General features: G+C 45.4%; 16 protein-coding genes. 11 read left to right on the plus strand and 5 right to left on the minus strand.

The features are described from left to right. Positions 1 to 24 precede the first annotated feature (24 nt). On the plus strand, positions 25 to 390 hold the full coding sequence (locus OU814_RS01620) for a hypothetical protein (protein WP_268182117.1): 366 nt from the start codon (positions 25 to 27) through the stop codon (positions 388 to 390). After that, positions 317 to 1,603: an MFS transporter gene (locus tag OU814_RS01625; protein ID WP_268179939.1), complete on the plus strand. Its 1,287-nt coding sequence runs from the start codon at positions 317 to 319 to the stop codon at positions 1,601 to 1,603. Before OU814_RS01620 ends, OU814_RS01625 begins: the two co-directional genes overlap by 74 nt. Positions 1,604 to 1,612: 9 nt before the next feature. On the opposite strand, the gene OU814_RS01630 is transcribed toward OU814_RS01625, so the two are convergent. Next, on the minus strand, positions 1,613 to 3,310 hold the full coding sequence (locus OU814_RS01630) for an iron uptake porin (RefSeq protein ID WP_268179941.1): 1,698 nt from the start codon (positions 3,308 to 3,310) through the stop codon (positions 1,613 to 1,615). Between the two features lie 681 nt (positions 3,311 to 3,991). Continuing rightward, on the minus strand, positions 3,992 to 4,348 hold the full coding sequence (locus tag OU814_RS01635; RefSeq protein WP_268179943.1) for a hypothetical protein: 357 nt from the start codon (positions 4,346 to 4,348) through the stop codon (positions 3,992 to 3,994). A gap of 420 nt (positions 4,349 to 4,768) precedes the next feature. Here OU814_RS01635 and OU814_RS01640 point away from each other — a divergent pair, with 420 nt between their 5' ends. The 4 genes from OU814_RS01640 to OU814_RS01655 all read left to right on the plus strand — a co-directional run bounded on the left by OU814_RS01640 (position 4,769) and on the right by OU814_RS01655 (position 8,328). Continuing rightward, positions 4,769 to 5,374 (plus strand): thioredoxin family protein, encoded by a 606-nt coding sequence (locus OU814_RS01640; protein ID WP_268179945.1) that lies wholly within the window; start codon positions 4,769 to 4,771, stop codon positions 5,372 to 5,374. A 78-nt stretch (positions 5,375 to 5,452) separates the two neighbouring features. Next, positions 5,453 to 6,253: an SDR family oxidoreductase gene (locus OU814_RS01645; protein WP_268179947.1), complete on the plus strand. Its 801-nt coding sequence runs from the start codon at positions 5,453 to 5,455 to the stop codon at positions 6,251 to 6,253. 72 nt (positions 6,254 to 6,325) lie between these two features. Continuing rightward, entirely contained in the window at positions 6,326 to 6,997 is a 672-nt protein-coding gene (locus OU814_RS01650; RefSeq protein WP_268179949.1) for an O-methyltransferase, read from the plus strand. An 11-nt stretch (positions 6,998 to 7,008) separates the two neighbouring features. Further along, a complete protein-coding gene (locus OU814_RS01655; protein ID WP_268179951.1) occupies positions 7,009 to 8,328 on the plus strand; it encodes an aryl-sulfate sulfotransferase in 1,320 nt (439 codons plus the stop codon). Between the two features lie 101 nt (positions 8,329 to 8,429). Here the strand turns inward: OU814_RS01655 and OU814_RS01660 are convergent, their stop codons facing one another. Further along, positions 8,430 to 8,603, minus strand: coding sequence for a hypothetical protein (locus OU814_RS01660; RefSeq protein WP_017290848.1), 174 nt, complete (start codon positions 8,601 to 8,603; stop codon positions 8,430 to 8,432). A 736-nt stretch (positions 8,604 to 9,339) separates the two neighbouring features. Between OU814_RS01660 and OU814_RS01665 the strand changes: the two genes are divergently transcribed. Beyond that, positions 9,340 to 9,876 carry an alpha-ketoglutarate-dependent dioxygenase AlkB family protein gene (locus OU814_RS01665; RefSeq protein ID WP_017290847.1) on the plus strand — a complete coding sequence of 179 codons (537 nt, stop codon included), beginning with the start codon at positions 9,340 to 9,342 and terminating at the stop codon, positions 9,874 to 9,876. Positions 9,877 to 9,891: 15 nt separating this feature from the next. On the opposite strand, the gene OU814_RS01670 is transcribed toward OU814_RS01665, so the two are convergent. Then, positions 9,892 to 10,635, minus strand: coding sequence for an SH3 domain-containing protein (locus tag OU814_RS01670; RefSeq protein ID WP_268179955.1), 744 nt, complete (start codon positions 10,633 to 10,635; stop codon positions 9,892 to 9,894). 369 nt (positions 10,636 to 11,004) lie between these two features. On the opposite strand from OU814_RS01670, the gene OU814_RS01675 reads away from it, so the two are divergent. From OU814_RS01675 to OU814_RS01690, 4 genes are all read left to right on the plus strand, one after another. Continuing rightward, complete coding sequence (locus OU814_RS01675) at positions 11,005 to 12,543, plus strand: amidohydrolase family protein (protein ID WP_268179957.1); 1,539 nt, start codon at positions 11,005 to 11,007, stop codon at positions 12,541 to 12,543. Positions 12,544 to 12,689: 146 nt separating this feature from the next. Then, positions 12,690 to 13,688 carry an aldo/keto reductase gene (locus OU814_RS01680; protein ID WP_268179959.1) on the plus strand — a complete coding sequence of 333 codons (999 nt, stop codon included), beginning with the start codon at positions 12,690 to 12,692 and terminating at the stop codon, positions 13,686 to 13,688. After that, complete coding sequence (locus OU814_RS01685) at positions 13,689 to 14,360, plus strand: HAD family hydrolase (RefSeq protein ID WP_268179961.1); 672 nt, start codon at positions 13,689 to 13,691, stop codon at positions 14,358 to 14,360. Between the two features lie 12 nt (positions 14,361 to 14,372). Further along, positions 14,373 to 16,259: an ABC transporter ATP-binding protein gene (locus OU814_RS01690; protein WP_268179963.1), complete on the plus strand. Its 1,887-nt coding sequence runs from the start codon at positions 14,373 to 14,375 to the stop codon at positions 16,257 to 16,259. Positions 16,260 to 16,299: 40 nt separating this feature from the next. Here OU814_RS01690 and OU814_RS01695 read toward each other — a convergent pair whose 3' ends face one another. Beyond that, positions 16,300 to 17,268, minus strand: a complete 969-nt coding sequence (locus OU814_RS01695; RefSeq protein WP_268179965.1) for a hypothetical protein — start codon at positions 17,266 to 17,268, stop codon at positions 16,300 to 16,302. Positions 17,269 to 17,348: the final 80 nt, after the last annotated feature.

A 17,348-nucleotide genomic window follows, 5' to 3' on the forward strand; every position in this document is an offset into this window, starting at 1 on the left:
TTTTCTTTTTAAGATGAGAAATGAATGTTCTGCAGCAATTTACAGAATGCTGGCTTTCAAGAGACAGATTTGCCTCAAGCTTTTGTGAATATCACGCTTCACGCAATTAGAAAGCTTAAACTCTATTTCAACCTGTTGCCTATAGCGAGTGATGCTCTGATTGCGGCTTGGAAAGATTTACCTCAATGCAAAATTATTTATTTAGAATATCTAACAGTTTGTTTTTCGTATAGTAAGATAACAGAAGATCGATCCCTGAAACTTATTCTAGGTATCAATCTTGTTGGTTTTATCAGTGGAAGCAAATTGTTAGGTTATGGCAAATTTGTATCAGCGATTCAGCAAGCAAGTGCGGTTCAAACTTCACCTGCCTGCATTTCGATCTCGTAACTTTCGACTTTATTTTTTAGGGCAAACTTTTTCTCTATCGGGAACCTTTATGACTCAAGTCGCGGTTCCTTGGTTGATTTATGATTTGACTCATTCGCCTTGGTTACTGGGTCTAGCAGGCTTTCTAGGATTTCTACCTACACTCATTCTCTTGCCTTTAGCAGGCGTATTGTCTGATCGCTGGAGTCGGCATTATATCCTAACGATCGTGCAACTCCTGGGTATGGTTGTTTCGGGTACTTTGACTGCGCTTGTCTTTACTGGGATGGCGAACTTCCAGTCTCTGCTGTTGCTGAGTGTTTTATTGGGGATGGTGAAAGGGTTAGATATGCCAATTCGTCATGCTTTTGTCAGCGAGATGGTCACAGAGCGTGAGGATCTGGCAAACGCGATCGCGCTCAATTCGATTATGCTCAGTAGTTCTCGATTGTTTGGACCTGCACTCGGTGGTATCTTGCTTGCAACGGTTGGAGCAGTCTTTTGCTTTCTATTTGATACGCTGAGCTATCTTGCAGCAATCTGGGCGCTAGCATCAATGCGGTTGAATCGCCCAGCCATCTCAAAATCGAAGGTCAGTGCTTGGAAATCGTTGAAAGAAGGATTTAACTATGTTCAGAATTTTCTGCCTGTTCGTATGATTATCTTGCTTTTGGCAATTCAAGGCGTGTTTGGTATTTCTTATACGGCTTTATTGCCTGTGTTTGCAGCAGATATTCTTCGAGGCGGAGCGAGTTCGCTCGGATTTCTGAGTGCATCAGGAGCCGTGGGATCGGTGCTGGCTTGTGTTTATCTTAGTCAGCGTCGAGGCATTGCTGGATTAGAACGAACGATTGGGTTGTGTCCTGCGGCAATTGGGATCGGGTTGATGGCATTCTCAGCATCACGATCATTTTTACTTTCTCTTGTGATTTTAGTATTTGTAGGGGCTGCGGGAACACTGCAAGTTGCATGTAGTAATACTGTGGTTCAATCGATCGTGGAGGATAGTAAACGCGGCAGAGTGATGAGCATTTATGCGATGTCTCTCGTAGGAATGATGCCGTTTAGTAACTTGATAGGAGGAACGCTGGCTCACTATCTGGGAGCACCTCAAGCCTTGATGGTCTGCGCGATCGTTTGTTTCCTCGGCTCGATTTGGTATGGGCAAAAATTGCCTGATCTGACGCGATCAATTCACACTGTGACTGCATCGCGTCAGATCATCAACCTTTAGCAACTCACTCTAGAAACTAAAGTTTGTGCGAACTGTTCCCACCAAAATCGAATCATTATTACGATTTTGCTCAGGATTGGTAATTAGAAAAACACCAGGAGTAATGCTGACGTTGTTGTTCACTTTGAATGTGTAGAACGCTTCTAGATGTAGCGAAGTATCTGAGTCAACGCGGCGAGCGGCTGTGGGGGTCGGGCGGAAATTGTTACTCGTTGCTTTGGGAGGAATCCCAACAATGATCCCGCCGAGATTTCCTTTCTTGAATAGATCGGGAAATGCAACCGATATTGCTCCGTTCAGGATGGTTGCTTCGTTGTCTGCTCCCTTGACCTGGAAAGCGCGAGTATAGCCAAACCATCCTCCAATTTGCAGCGTAGGGCTTGTTTTCCAGAGAAATTGCAGCCCAAAATTATCGGAAACGGTTGCATTTTGCTGGAATGGGTTTCTCGCAAAAGCGCTTCCTGTTCCTCCTGTTAGGTTGAAACCAGTGTTGGACCCAAAGTACTTGCGTCCATAGCTAAACGCCACATCAAAATTGCGGCTCGGCGTAAAAGTGAGCTGACTATAAAGCAGATTATTGCCGCTAAAAATTCCTCGTCCTGCATTAGGATTTGGAGCTTGAGTATCATCGGTTAAGTAACCTAAACCGAATCTAAGCTGCGGACTAAACTGATGAGATACCCCAACACCCGCACCATCAAAACCAGGTCGATAGATAGTTGGATTGTGAGTTGCAAATCGAGAAATGGCACCATTTGCACCTCCGATCAATGGATTGAGATTCGGTGCAAATACAACAGGCTGAAGCTGACGAGTTCCGACCCAAACTGTGGTCTGATTTCCGAGCGGAAATCGGTAGTGAAGAGAGTCGAGATACAAGGAACTCTCTGGAAAACTGCCTCTGTCGATCGTTAAACGAGTTTCAGCTGTTCCCGTTGACGTTTGTAGATTGGGAACGTTATTGGCAGCAAGACGAGTAAAGAGCAAATCTTTACCCGTGAAGCTCGTCAAGAGAGACAGCCTCACCCGATAGGCAAAGAAAGCTTGAGTGTCATCTTTGGTATCGTTTGCAGCAGTATTGTTTGCGCGATCCCCAAACGTATCAGCCGCAATGAAGATTGCATCCCCTTGCAGTTTTGTTGTGGTCGAAAATTGTTGTTTTTCTAACGTCGTGGTTCGTGCTTCTAACTTATCGACCCGCCCCCGCAAGGTTGCTAATTCTGTCGCAAACTGTTCTTGTAATTTTTGTAGGGTTGTTAAATCTTCTTTCTTAACTAAATCTGCTGTCGCTGCTGCAATCAGTTCATTGACCCGATCGAGACAAGCATTCAGTCCGGCTGCAAACTCATAGCGAGTCAATGCACGATTGCCGCGATAAGTGCGATCGGGATATCCGGCAATGCACCCATAGCGTTCGACCAAAGACTGTAGTGCTTGAAAAGCCCAATCGGTTGGTCGAACATCCGAAAGCTGAGAAACCGAGGTGACTTGATTCGACAGTCGATTGATGGGCTGCACAGTTGAGTCAAGAGATTGCTCGATTTGAGAAACGCTTGGAGTAGGTAGATTTGAGCGAGTCTGCTCAATCGGTAACGGAGTGACCTCTGAAGCCGCTGCTTTCGTGGCATGACTGGTTGATGCCAGCAAAATACCAGTACTTAGAAACAGTGACCAAGAGAATCGAGAATTCCATGAAATTTTCAACATTCAATAACCTCACATCCAAATTTGCAAACATCGCTAAGGACAAGGGCAAGTACGATTCAAAGCAAGAATGATTTGATCTCACTGCTGAAATTCGGCAGCAAGAGATCCGCTTTGTGGTAGGACAGTACTTTGGTCGAAGGCGCACTTCAAGCGGCGTAGAAGCACCCCTTCAATTGATGCGATCGACACGAGTAATGCGATTAACCGAGTCTTAAAACTGCTGTAAATCTATAGGTATTAAGTAGTTTTATTCGTTCAGAGTATCGTTTCATAAGCTTTTCTATAAATCAAGCTAAATTGAATACATTTTCCCGGAGAGACTTGTTTCAAGCTCGAACAACCGTAACTATTCCGGAGATAAATTGTGACAGTGATCGCAATTATTCATAAAGGAAGGGTTGATTTATTCATGAAAATGGGTTCATAATACTACGTAATCTCTATCGGCTCGTCGTAGTAAAAGAGCAAGGAAAAATTCTTAAACCTCTCCTGGACGGAGTGTGTGGACTAGTCGCCAATTAGCTTCATGTGCATCCCGTGATTCGGAGATTGGAATTCTTGTTTCATGAAAAATCCCTATCGCTTTGCGACATCTTTGGGGGATGTTCCAGAGCGATAGGGAACCGTTGATTGAGTTTTGTTTGAAGGGACTTCAAGAGTGATGTGATGAAGAATCGAAAGCTAGTCGCTGATCCGAGGTTCAGCCAGATTGAGTTCGATCGCTCGAATGTATGCTGGGTTGTTCAGTGCATCAGAGGAAACCTGATTTGCTTGAACTCCAGCTTTGACGATATCGTGAGCCGTGATGCGTCCTGTTGCAAGTTCCCAAGAGAGTTGGCTACCGCTAGGAATGCCCTCAAGGTAGCCACTGCGGGCGAGATTGGACAGGTTAAAGGCACTTGCGCCTGCGACGTTGCTAGGAATATTGGGAGTCACGATCGCAACTGATTTTTCAGATGCACCTACTTTTGTAATTGGAGCCAACGCAAAACAGAGCGACAGCACAGTTATGCCGCCAGCAAATTTTTTGTATCTCATGGAAAAGTCTCCTAACTAATAGATGGACTAGTCGCCAACTCGAACTATCGTTACATCTCTATTCTTCACTAGATCTCTAGAGAAGAAATGTTTTTGGCGCGATGTTTTGCGGCGAATCGGGTCTTGAGTATTAGTTGTGTGCATTGATCTGTGAGCTTTGATATTGAGATAAATGTTGTCTCAATATCAGACTTTCCAAGGGTTTCAGCTTTTTTGCGATCGATATCAGACTGATATGAAGCTGTAAATTCATCGAGAGAAAGTAATGCCAGAAAGTAAATCTACTAATAATTCTTATAGTTAATTGTGCTGCTATGGACAGCTTTTAACTATCCCGCTTTACTGTAGTTTCTTTACTATTAGGCTTACTTTTAACTATCCCGCTTTACTGTAGTTTCTTTGTGATTCAGGAGTTTTTTTATGGTGCTTACTCCTTCAATAATGCTGACTTTAGGAGCATTAGCAGCCGATTTTCAACTTCCCGATGTTTTGACGGGTCAGACGGTTACTCTTGCTGATTTTGCTGACCAGAAAGCTTTGCTTGTTTTATTTATTAGTCGTCACTGCCCGTATGTACAACATATTAAATACGAACTTGCCCAATTGGGACAAGACACGCGCGATCGAGGTCTTGGAATTGTTGCGATTAGTTCCAATGACGCGATCACTCATCCTGATGATGCACCCGATTCCTTAAAGGAGTTTGCTGAGGAACTCAACTTATCTTTTCCGCTTTTGTTCGATGAAAGTCAGCAGACAGCGAAAGACTATTTTGCAGCTTGCACTCCCGACATTTTTCTATTTGATCAAGGTCGTCGCTTAGTTTACCGTGGGCAATTAGATGATAGTCGTCCAAGAAATGATATTCCGGTAACGGGCAAAGATTTAAGAGCCGCGATCGCAGCAGTGCTCTCTGACCTGCCTGTTGCTTATGACCAGAAGCCGAGCATCGGATGCAACATCAAATGGAAGCCAGGAAATGAGCCAGTTTATTTCAAAGTGGCGGTCAGCACTCCTGTTTCTTAGGTGCTCTGAAGATTGATGGACGAATGACGAGTGAACTCAGTTAACCTCTCTCTGTAAAGTAAGGATCAACGCGAAACTATGGCAATTGAATTGAACTTGGCTGGAAAATCTGCGATCGTCACTGGAGGAAGTGCAGGAATTGGGTTAGCGATCGCAAAAGCTCTCTATCATGAAGGCGTGAATGTGGCGATCGTGGCTCGTGATGCTCAGCGACTCGAAAGCGCGGTTTCAGAGATTCTTGAACTCCCAGAGCAAGGCAATCGAGCGATTTCGATTCGCGCAGATTTGACCCAAGCAGAAAGCATTGAGAAAGTTGTTTCTCAAGCGATCGCAGAATTTGGGCAAATTGACATTTTGATCAACAATGCGGGATCAGCACGAGCGGGATCATTGCTCGATTTTGAAGATGAGGCATTTATTGATGCCTGGAACTTAAAATTGCTCGGTTATATTCGCCTAGTCAAAGCAGTCATTCCTGATTTCATTAGTCGTCGTGATGGACGCATCGTGAATATTATTGGTGGTGCTGGCAGAACGCCTCGTGCTAATTTCCTTCCGGGTGGAACGACAAACGCTGCGTTACTCAACTTTACGAGAGGCATTGCGAAAGAACTCGCTGCATATAACGTGAGAATCAATGCAATCTCACCGGGATTTACTGCAACTGAACGAGCCGATCGATTAGCAGCACAAACTGCTCGCGATCGCGGTATCACGGTCGCAGAAGCCAAAGCAGAAACGATCAAGGCAATTCCTCTCGGAAGAATTGTACAGCCTGACGAAATTGCTGCGTTAGCACTGTTTCTCGTCTCCGATCGCGCTGCTTCAATTACAGGCAGCGAAATTTTGGTGGATGGCGGTCAAACGCCTGGGGTCTAGAACGAAATGGTTTCAGCTCCTTACGTTGGTAACCCAATTCTTAGTCTTTTATTCGATTTATGCAAGGACTCTATGACTCAAACTCAATGGACAGCGGTTGATGACTATATTACGGATCTCCTAGTACCGCCTGATCCGGCACTGGAAGCAGTTCTACAATCGACGATCGATGCTGATCTCCCCAAAATCAATGTTGCACCTAATCAAGGAAAATTTCTGCACATCCTAGCTCAAATTCAAGGCGCACGCAGAATTCTAGAACTAGGGACATTAGCGGGCTACAGCACGATTTGGCTAGCGCGATCGCTGCCTGCGGATGGCAAACTGATTACCTTAGAAGCCAATGCTAAACATGCTGAAGTGGCTCAGGAAAACATCGATCGGGCTGGACTCACAAGTGTCGTTGAAATTCGGGTTGGAGAAGCTCTCAAAACTTTACCCAAGCTCGCGACTGAAGGGCAAGCTCCCTTTGATCTAGTATTTATCGATGCGGACAAAGCTAATATTCCACAGTATTTCCAGTGGGCGCTGAAACTGACTCAGCCCGGTAGTGTGATCATTGTCGATAATGTTGTCCGCAATGGTGTGGTTATTGATGCCAATAGCACCGACGAGAATATCCAGGGTGTTCGCCAGTTTAATACGCTCTTAGCAGCAGAACCACGAGTCAAGGCAACCACGATTCAGACGGTGGGAAGTAAGGGCTATGACGGACTCGCGATCGCACGCGTGATTTCGGACTAAAAAGGAGCGCTATGCCTTACAGTATTTTCCCGACCGGAGTTACTATTTACGATCCGGAGAGAGCTTGGAATGGGTATGTCCTTTTCGGTTCACCCGATGGTAGGAGCCATTTAATTGATAATAATGGGAATGAAGTTCGCACTTGGTCGTATCTAGGATTTCCCAGTGAAATCCTGAATCCAAATGTGATTGATGGCAAAAGGGGACACATTCTAGTGCAACTCTCTAGCACCGAACCAGGACCCTGGAGCAGTATTTTTAATAACAAAACCATTGGTGAACTCGACTGGGAAGGCAACATCGTCTGGCAATGGGGAGAACAAGCACCTGGTGGCGCAGCTCGACAGCATCACGACTGGACACGACTTCCCAACGGGAATACTCTGATTTTGAGTTCCGTAGAGCAGCCGATTTCAGGAATCAGTACGGAACCCATTACCGATCAGGCAATTTTTGAGATTACGCCTGCTGGAGAGATCGTCTGGAAATGGACATTGGGCGAACATCTTCACGAGTTGGGGATCGCACCAGAAGGGTTTGCCTATCTGCAAAAGTTTGTTGTGCAGAACAAAGCCCGTACTGGCGGATTTGCGACGTTCAATAACATGGATGTACTCGGAAACAATCACTGGTTTGCAGCGGGAGACGATCGCTTCCATCCAGACAACATCATTGTGGATGCGCGTGAAGGGAATTTCATTGCGATTATCGAAAAAGCAACGGGCAAGATTGTTTGGCAATTGGGACCCAATTTCCCCGATCGCTACGATGTCCCCCACGGACGCATTCAAAATCCCACGATTCCTCGTCCAGTGGATCAAATTAGTGGACAACACGATGCTCACCTGATTCCAGAAGGGCTGCCGGGTGCAGGAAACTTACTTGTGTTTGATAATCAGGGGAGTGCTGGATTTCCACCTGCCGCGCTTGGGATGTTTTCTGGGTCGCGAGTGCTAGAGATTAATCCCATTACCAAAGAAATTATGTGGCAATACACCGGGGAAAATTCTGGTCGCCCCGTTTGGTCGTTCCATAGTTCTTTTATTAGCAGTGCGAGAAGATTGCCTAATGGCAACACGCTGATTGATGAAGGAATGTATGGACGCATCTTTCAAGTGACACCGGATGGAGAGATTGTTTGGGAGTATGTGAGTCCGCATTTTGGGCAACTTGTCCTGCCGACTGGTAAAATCCTCTCATCCAACTGGGTCTATCGGGCACAATCTGTTCCCTACGATTGGGTTCCGGGGGGGACTGCTCGATCGCAGCACCCGATCGCAGCTGTCGATCTAACTACATTTCGGATTCCCGTTGCTTCTCAAGGCAGTTGACCTTCTTATGATTAAGAGAGGGTACCTATCTTAAATCTAGCAGATTCGAGATGGTGTAAAGCTTGTTTGACGATCGTAATCTTATCGAATCGGGCATTAGTTTAGAATTCCATCTCGATCGTAATGCTCGATTCGATAAAAACACTCATTGCACTCATTACTTTGGAGATATCAGGTGTCGAGTTCGGGGCTTTCTGTCGTCGATCCCGCGCTTCTTGTCGTCTAAGTGCTGAAATGCTTATAGCATCTGAATTTTGAACGAAAGAGTTTTTCATAGGCAGTCCCGCGCTTTGTGTTGTTTAATTCTCAATTAAGAGGATGTCTTGTTGCTAAAACGCCTATTTCAAAGGCGTTTTCAGATTTCTGCGACAAAAAGCGAGAGATTTTTATGGGAAAGATTTTGTCAGGAATTGCGGGATTCTTCCTAGAAGATGCTGTATGGGTTAGTAATTCAGGTGGTGTAAGCTTTTTGACTCCTTTTTGTGCCCGACATTAATTGCAGGATCGACGACAAAAAGCGACGGACGCGACAAGATTCAACAGCACCATCAACAGCACCAAATCGATCCAGACAAACACAACTATGTTCACAGAGGGAAAACTAAAATCGATGAGGTCGTGAGGATTGAAAACGATTAAGAGTTAGGAGATGGCAAGGGAGATTTCTAAGCAATTACTTCTCCCTTCACAAAATCAAGAAAAAGCCAAAGTTGGCACACGCGACAAAAAGCGGCACTTGTCCACTTTTGGTGATCCAGATTTTCAAACTGCTTCAAAGTCAATATTCACGTCATGAAAATTCGCGATCGCAACGTCGCTTCACCAAAAGTAGACAAGTACCCAAAAAGCGTGGAATGCGAAAAAATGATCATACTACATGGCTCAAAGTTGAGTTCAGCAGCCACTACAGCCATTCAACTACACGACACGAAGCGCGGAAGCAACGACAAAAAGCGCGGAACGCGACAAGAAATGAATCTTCGTCTGCAAGACTCTACCTTGTAAAGCATCATGCAACTTCTACTCCTCGATCAATCAGATGTCCCATTCGATTATGACCCCAGTTTTCTTTCGGTTGAAGAAGCCGATTGGTTGTATGACCAAAGCTTGCATCTTGATTGGCAACAACATCAGATTAGAATCTTCGGTAAAACGCTGCCTGTGCCTCGATTAGAAACAATCTACGGGGAGTCAGGGTGTGACTATCTGTACAGTGGCTCAGTTCTACTCCAACCCTTGCCCTGGACTGATTGTTTGCGTTGGCTCAATCATAAAATCGAAACTAAAACTCACTATCGTTTCCACATTGCGGTCGGCAATCGCTATCGCTCTGGATCTGACTCAATTAGTTGGCACTCTGATGATGAAGCCAGCATGGGAAAAGATCCTGCGATCTCCTCAGTCAGCCTCGGTGCGACCCGCAAATTTAGCCTCAAACGCAAGCAGGACGGCTCGATTCAGTATTTTGATTTGCAGCATGGGTCGCTGCTCTTGATGCGCCCCGGCTGCCAATCGACTCACTTGCATCAAGTGCCAAAAGGGAAATAGTTACAGCAATTCTCTTTAGTCACCCCCCAAAAACAAAACTAGTTTCCAACCGCTAGGCACCCTTTCAAAGGCAGCGCGGTAGCCAATTGGTGAATAAGTAAATTTCTTCTCAATATAGCCTAGCTGCCCATTAGGATGAATAATGCGTATCCATCCAGAATTAAATGGCGCTCCTTTTTGTACCTCACGATCAAGTTTCACAATTTCTTTTGACAGAAATCCAATGACTAACTCATTTGTATTTGCTTGAGTGTGAACTGGTACTTTATCCTGCACCACAACTAAATAATTAAAAGAATCTAATTCTCTATTCCAATCAACAAAAATATTAGGACAAACCCAAGATTCACCTTTATTTTTGCTACGACAACCTAGAGCAAAAGTTTTGTCCATCTCTTGCCAGATCGGAGCTTTTGGGTCATCTATATTTAAATCACTCCATGTCTGTGGGGGTCCAAGCGTGAGCTTGATGTCTTGTGCAGAAATTGAGCGAATGAAATTAGCATCTCGTAGCCTAATTGCTTGTCGCAGTTGTTGACGGAACTGATAAAAGTCATGGTAGGATTCTGCATCATCAACAAAGTTAAATGGACGCTGAGGATAAGTAGATCCTCGTTGCGCTGGAGTGGGCGATGAAAAAGATGGAGGTGATTCGTCTCTGGCTACGTTCTCAAACCGTGATGCGGCGTATAGTCCTGTTCCTAAGCTAAAGGGAACAGCAATTCCAAAAATTAGTAAACCTGCTCTTCTTCTGAACATAACTATCTCTACCTTGAATCAAATGAAGCAGTAGCTTATGAAATCAGTAACATTGACGGGTGCTAACAACAAGCGCTACCAACCCGACCGATTATCATTGTCTCATCGAATATGACCAGAGACGAGAGTCTAAGTACAGCGAGAGTTTAAGCTGCTAGCACTTAATCAATGTCGTTCTGCGGTCCTAAATTTTGCAGTATATCATCTCGATTTTTTGTCCTCAATCAATTAGATCATCTAAATGTTAGGTTATCTTACAATTGTAATCCAAGTTACACAACATTTCAGATAGAGACGAGTAAGCTTGACAAGCAAGCTTTAGTGAACTTCGCTTGTAATTCACTCAACACGAATTGAGGACAATAAATCATGGTTGAGCATAGCCGTCTGAATAATTCTCGTTCTGCTAAGATTCGCGCCCAACTCAATTATCCGGTGATTGACACCGATGTTCATACCAATGACTTTACGCCTGCATTTGAGGATTATATTGCGAACTATGGAGGTTCGCATTTAGTAGACGAGTTACGCAAGGCAGAGAATTCACGGTTGAATTCTAGAATTGAAGGAAAAGATTGGTATCAGCAAACGCCAGAAGAGCGGCAATACTATCGCACCTTGAGAGCACCCTGGTGGGCAAGAGTCACGCGCAACACGCTGGATCTCGCAACCTACACGCTACCAGAGTTGCTTTATGAACGTCAGGCGGAGCAAGGCTCAGACTATTCTGTGCTGTTTCCAAACAATGCGCTAGCAGCAGGAGGAGCCAAACCTGAGCATCGTCAAGCGCTGCAAAAAGCGATTAATCACTATCATGCAGATATCTATCGCAAGTACAGCGATCGCTTAACACCTGTGGCTGGAATCACGATGACAACGCCTGAAGAAGCGATCGCGGATCTCGAATTTGCGGTGAACACCTTGGGCTTGAAAGTGATCAATATTCCGGGTGGTGTAAGACGACCAATTAAAGCGATCGCAGATAAATATCCGCCGGATCAGTTCCCAGAAATTGCGAAGTACGCTTCGTACACTGACTTTTTTGGTTTGGATAGTGAGTACGACTACGATCCATTCTGGGCAAAAGTTGTGGAATTGGGTGTTCCGGTGACCACGCACTATGGAAGCCAAGGTTGGACAGGGCGCTCTTCCATCAGTAACTACATGAACAATCACATCGGACACTTTGCAGATGGATCACAGGCGTTTGCAAAAGCATTGTTCTTTGGTGGAGTAACGCGACGGTTTCCGAAATTGCGCGTTGCCATGCTAGAAGGCGGAGCCGATTGGGGCGCTCATGTTTACATTCATCTCGTCGATCGCTTCTCGAAACGCAATCTGAAAGCGTTGCAGAACTATAATCCGGCGCTCACGAACTCTAACGAACTCTATCAATTGTTTGAGCGTTTTGGAGGTGAAGTGACGCAAGGCTATTCTCTCAGTCCAGAAGAGTTGACTCGGACAGTTCTCGGAGCATCGTTTAACCGTTATAGTCGCGATCCCGTTGGCAGTGAGCTAGAAGATTTTGCGGCGGCTGGTATTGAAACGGTTGAAGATATTCGCGATCGCTGGGTGAATAGCTTCTTCTTTGGGTCGGAATCTGACGATCGCACGATCGCGGCTGCGTTCAATGATAAAGCGAATCCGCTCAATGCCAAGATCAATGCGATCTACTCGTCGGATGTGGGTCACTGGGATGTTCCAGATATTACTCTGCCCCTTGCAGAAAGCTGGGAGCTTGTCGAAGAAGGCGTAATTTCTGAAGCTGACTTCAAAGCTTATGTGTTTGAGAATCCCTACAAGCTGTATACCGAAGCGAATCCTGATTTCTTCAAGGGTACAGCCGTCGAATCGAAACTGAGCAGCATCGAATCTAACTCTGCGAAGCAGAATTTAGTGACAGCATAGAGAACCGCTTCGTTTCTAGCAGCTTGTGCCCCCTAAATCCCCCAGAATGGGGGACTTTGATAGCAAGAAATCTTTTACTTTCAAAGTCTCTCAAACTTGGGGGAGTTAGGGACGAAAGATTGAGGCAATAACTGATTAAATCTGATATGTCCTTACCTACTACAAAACTTGGTCAAACTGGATTAACCGTTTCGCGTCTTGTTCTTGGAACAATGACTTTCGGTTTGCAGTCCGATGAAGAAACTTCTCGACAAATTTTAGATACAGCAGCAGCAAGTGGAGTCAATTTTCTCGATACGGCTGATGTTTATCCTTTAGGCGGTGGTGTCGCTACTGCAGGCAAGACTGAGGAGATTATTGGACGCTGGCTAAAGGGAAAGCGCGATCGCTTCATTATTGCTACAAAAGCAGTCGGACGAGTGGGAGATGCACTTTGGGATCAGGGAGCTTCTCGCAAGCATTTACTTGATGCGATCGATGCTTCCCTACGCCGATTAAATACGGATTATATTGATCTGTATCAATTGCACTCTGATGATGTTGCAACCCCACTCGATGAAACTCTAGAGGCATTGGACACCATTGTTCGGTCAGGGAAGGCGCGCTATATCGGTGTGTCTAATTTTCTGGCGTATCGCTTGAGCCGTGCTTTAGGTCGGGCAGATGTGCGGAATCTCACACGTTTTGTGTCAATTCAGCCACGCTATAACTTGCTTTTTCGCGAAGTTGAGCGGGAACTATTTCCGCTTGCTCAGGAAGAAGGGTTGGGCGTGATTCCTTACAATCCATTGGCAGGAGGATTGCTGACTGGGAAACACGATCGCACGGGTCAGCCCACTCCGGGAACTCGATTTACGCTCGGTGCTGCTGCGGAACGATATCAGGATCGCTATTGGCACGATCGCGAATTTGATACTGTTGACGAGCTAGGTCGTGTTGCTGATGCGGCTGGTTTGTCGTTAACGACGCTTTCTCTCGCTTGGGTTCTGGCAAATCCGGTGATTACGGCTCCCATTATTGGGGCGAGTCGTCCAGAGCAATTAACAGAGAGTTTAAAAGCGATCGCAGTCAAACTGGATGAGGGCTTGAAACAAAAATTAGATGACATTACGGCTGAATACCGTCGAGGGGATGCTGTGCGGTAAATGTTGAAATCAATTCTGTTTGATTTGGATGATACTTTGCTCGATCGCAATGCATCAGTTCAGCAGTTCATTGCAGCCCAGTACGATCGACTCTCTCGCTCTTTCAATCACGTCTCTAAAGCGGATTATGTAAGTCGATTTATTGAGCTAGACTGTCATGGTCGAGTTTGGAAAGATCAGGTTTATCAAGCCCTGGTTGTAGAATTTGGCATTGAGACGATTCGTTGGCAAGCTTTGCTTGAGGATTACGAAACTCAGTTTCAGTGGCATTGTATTCCGTTTCCTTTTCTTACCGAAACGTTGTACCAGTTGAAACTACAAGGGTACTTGTTAGGGATTGTGACCAATGGGTTAGGGCATGTTCAGAATCGTTCGATCGATGGATTGGAAATTCGAGATTACTTTGATACCATCCTCATCTCAGAAGTTGAACAAGTCAGAAAACCGGAGCCTGAGATTTTTTCGCGAGCTTTAGATCGATTAGGAGCCACTGCCCAAAACAGTGTTTTTGTTGGGGATCATCCAAAAGCAGATATTGAGGGGGCAAAAGGGGTTGGGATGAAAACGATTTGGAAACAAGATTTCTATTGGTTAGAAACGCCAACTGCCGATGCCACCATTGACAATCTGAATGAGATTCCTGCCATTCTGCAACAGTTTGACAACAACTAGGGAGAGTCTGCATTGAACCGCCGCGTTGCCTTTTCTCGCTTTGCAAGTCGCCGTTCTTTCCTCAAACATTCTCGTTCTGCTCAACCATTCCAAAGGGCTACTGAAGCGCCCCCTTTACCGACTACCGCGTTTCGATTCATCTGCTATTTTGTCAATCAGTTTCGTTGGTGGTATGTGGCAATGGTGGTCCTGGAGATTATCCATTCCACTTGCGGCATTATGTTGCCCTATGCGATCGGGGAAATTATTCGCAGTGTGACGCGATCGACGGGAGATAGCCAACTGATCTTTGAGACCGTGAGACAACCGCTCATCCTATTCGCAGCATTGAGCGTGGGAGAAGTCGTATTCGGACGAGCTACGGGACTGTTGCAAACCATTCTCCATCCGGTTCATCGTCAGCATATTGTTCGATCGCTCTATGCCTATTTGCAACAGCATTCTCATCGGTATCTCAGTAGTAGTTTTTCTGGAGCGTTGGCGCATCGGATTAGTGAAACTTCCTTAGGCGTAACGCAGACGATGCAAATGGCAATCACAGAATTTTTGCCTGTGATTGTGGGATATGTTGTTGCTGTCGTGTTGCTCTATCGTGCCTATCCGCCTCTCGCGGCATTTGTTGGAGTGTGGGCAGTTGCGTTTATTGGTATTTCCTTCTGGCTTGCCACTCGTTGTCGAATTTATGCTCGTGGTGCTGCTGCTGCGAGAAGTGAAACAACTGGGATGATTGTCGATGCGGTGACGAATCTGGTTAGCACTAAGCTTTTTGCGCGTCTGGGGTTTGAACGCCGTTATTTGAATGAGCAATTACGGCGAGAACTCATCGAGGTCAGAAAGTCTAATTGGTACTCTGAGCGGATTCGCTGGTTTCAGTTTATTTCTGCTGCGGTTTTGAAAATTGGAACGCTTTACTATTCGCTCTCGCTCTGGAGTCAGGGCAAGATTGCGGCGGCTGATTTTGTGGTGGCAACGAGTTTGTCGCTGTTGATCATTAGTGAAGCTCGAAATTTGAGCAAGCGATTTCTGGAATTTTTTGAGCATATTGGCAATGTGATCAATGGCGTTTCTACGATCGTTCAACCGCACGAGATTGTCGATCGAGACACTGCGATCGCGCCCACCATTGTGCAAGGTCAGATTGAGTTTCGGCAGGTGCAGTTTAGCTATTCGCCAGAGAAGCCTGTGTTTGACAATCTCTCGATTACGATTCAACCAGGAGAACGGGTTGGACTGGTGGGCTTTTCTGGGTCTGGAAAATCGACTTTTGTGAATCTGATTTTGCGGTTGTTTGATCCGCAATCGGGACAAGTTTTGATTGATGGGGTGGATATTCGAGACATGACTCAGGATGCTTTGCACGCGCAGATTAGCCTGATTCCTCAAGATCCTTCGTTGTTTCACCGCACGTTGCGGGAAAACATTCGCTATGGGCGTTTGGATGCAACGGAAGCAGAGGTGATCGAGGCAACGCGGAAAGCTCATGCCCATGATTTTATTGTGCCAATGCCAGAGGGATATGATTCTTTGGTGGGGGAACGGGGCGTTAAATTATCGGGGGGACAGCGGCAGCGAATTGCGATCGCACGAGTGATTCTCAAAGATGCTCCGATCTTGATTTTGGATGAGGCGACTTCGAGTTTGGATTCGATTACCGAGAAAGCAATTCAGGAGACGCTGGATTTAGCAATGGATAATAAAACGGTGATTGTGGTGGCGCATCGGTTGTCTACGATCGCGCATCTCGATCGAATTTTGGTGTTTGATCAAGGTTGCATCATTGAAGATGGAACGCATGATGCTTTGCTGAATCGGAAGGGCGCTTACTACAAGTTATGGAGAATGCAAGCGGGTGGATTTTTACCGATCGAGGCAACGCAGAATGGACAGGTACGAGGATAAATGGGAAAGTTTATAGGTTAGCTATCTTTGCAACCTTTTGTTAGTTGACTTCTGGGGAACCGAGCCGAACCTTGCAAGCTCGAATAAGATCTTGGTATGCCTCATATACCGCTGTTGCCATAGCATTGAGTTCATCTCTCTTCTTCCAACGAGGATGTGTATCATTGAATTCATCTAGTTCCATAGAAAAAATATCACCATCATTTCCTGATCTCCACCCGTTGAGACTAAGTTCAGATCGGAATAAGGTTAACTTCTTCATAAAGTCTGCACGTTTACCCTCAAGGTTAGAATCTAGAAACTCATATAGAGAATTACTCCAGTCCTGAATGAAACAATTAACTTCTCTCAACCATTCGTAAGGAAATGCGTTTCCAAGATCCCAATCACGAAGAAAATATACCATGTTGCCATTTGGGGGAAACTGCTCCAAAAGCTTAGCAAATAGCAGCCGATCAGTCTTTACTGATGACCTTGTGGCGGGAGTTGAAAATAGAACACCACTCTCTGCCATTGTTTTAAGTGCTGTGGTCAGCTTGGCTACGAGTTCTTCATAAACCTTTTTACGAATTTGCTTATCCGCATCTGCATGAAGGGTGAAGGTGATTGGCCAACGACGTGCAGCAAGATTGAAGGGCATTTGATCTTTTGGGCTTCCAAAAGCTTCATTCATAACTAAGATCAGCCGCTCGTCACCAAGCGAGTGCAGCGCAAATCCAAGCTCAATAAGAACGTTAGCGTTTGCACAACGTCTTTGATTAACTGATTCAGATGTAAAAGATACATCAGCAACAAAAGCAGAACTTGCCTCAATTTTTGCAAAAATCGTATGCACTATGTCTGGTAATCCTGGTGTCCCTTTTGTATCGTGATCCACTTCCGGACGCTCATCAAGTCCGTAATCTTCTTGAATATTACGCATCGCTCTTTTCAGAGCATCTCGGATGAAATAACGATTGGCAGCTTCAGGAAGTTCACTTTGCCACGAATAGAAAACTGATACTGCCATGTCTTAACTGTACGCATTTTCGGTTATCTTTATAGCCAATCAACGATCTAGGTTGAACCACTCTCGATTAACTTTGTCGT

Source organism: Leptolyngbya sp. GGD (assembly GCF_026735145.1).
Taxonomy (GTDB): Bacteria; Cyanobacteriota; Cyanobacteriia; order Leptolyngbyales; family Leptolyngbyaceae; genus Leptolyngbya; species Leptolyngbya boryana.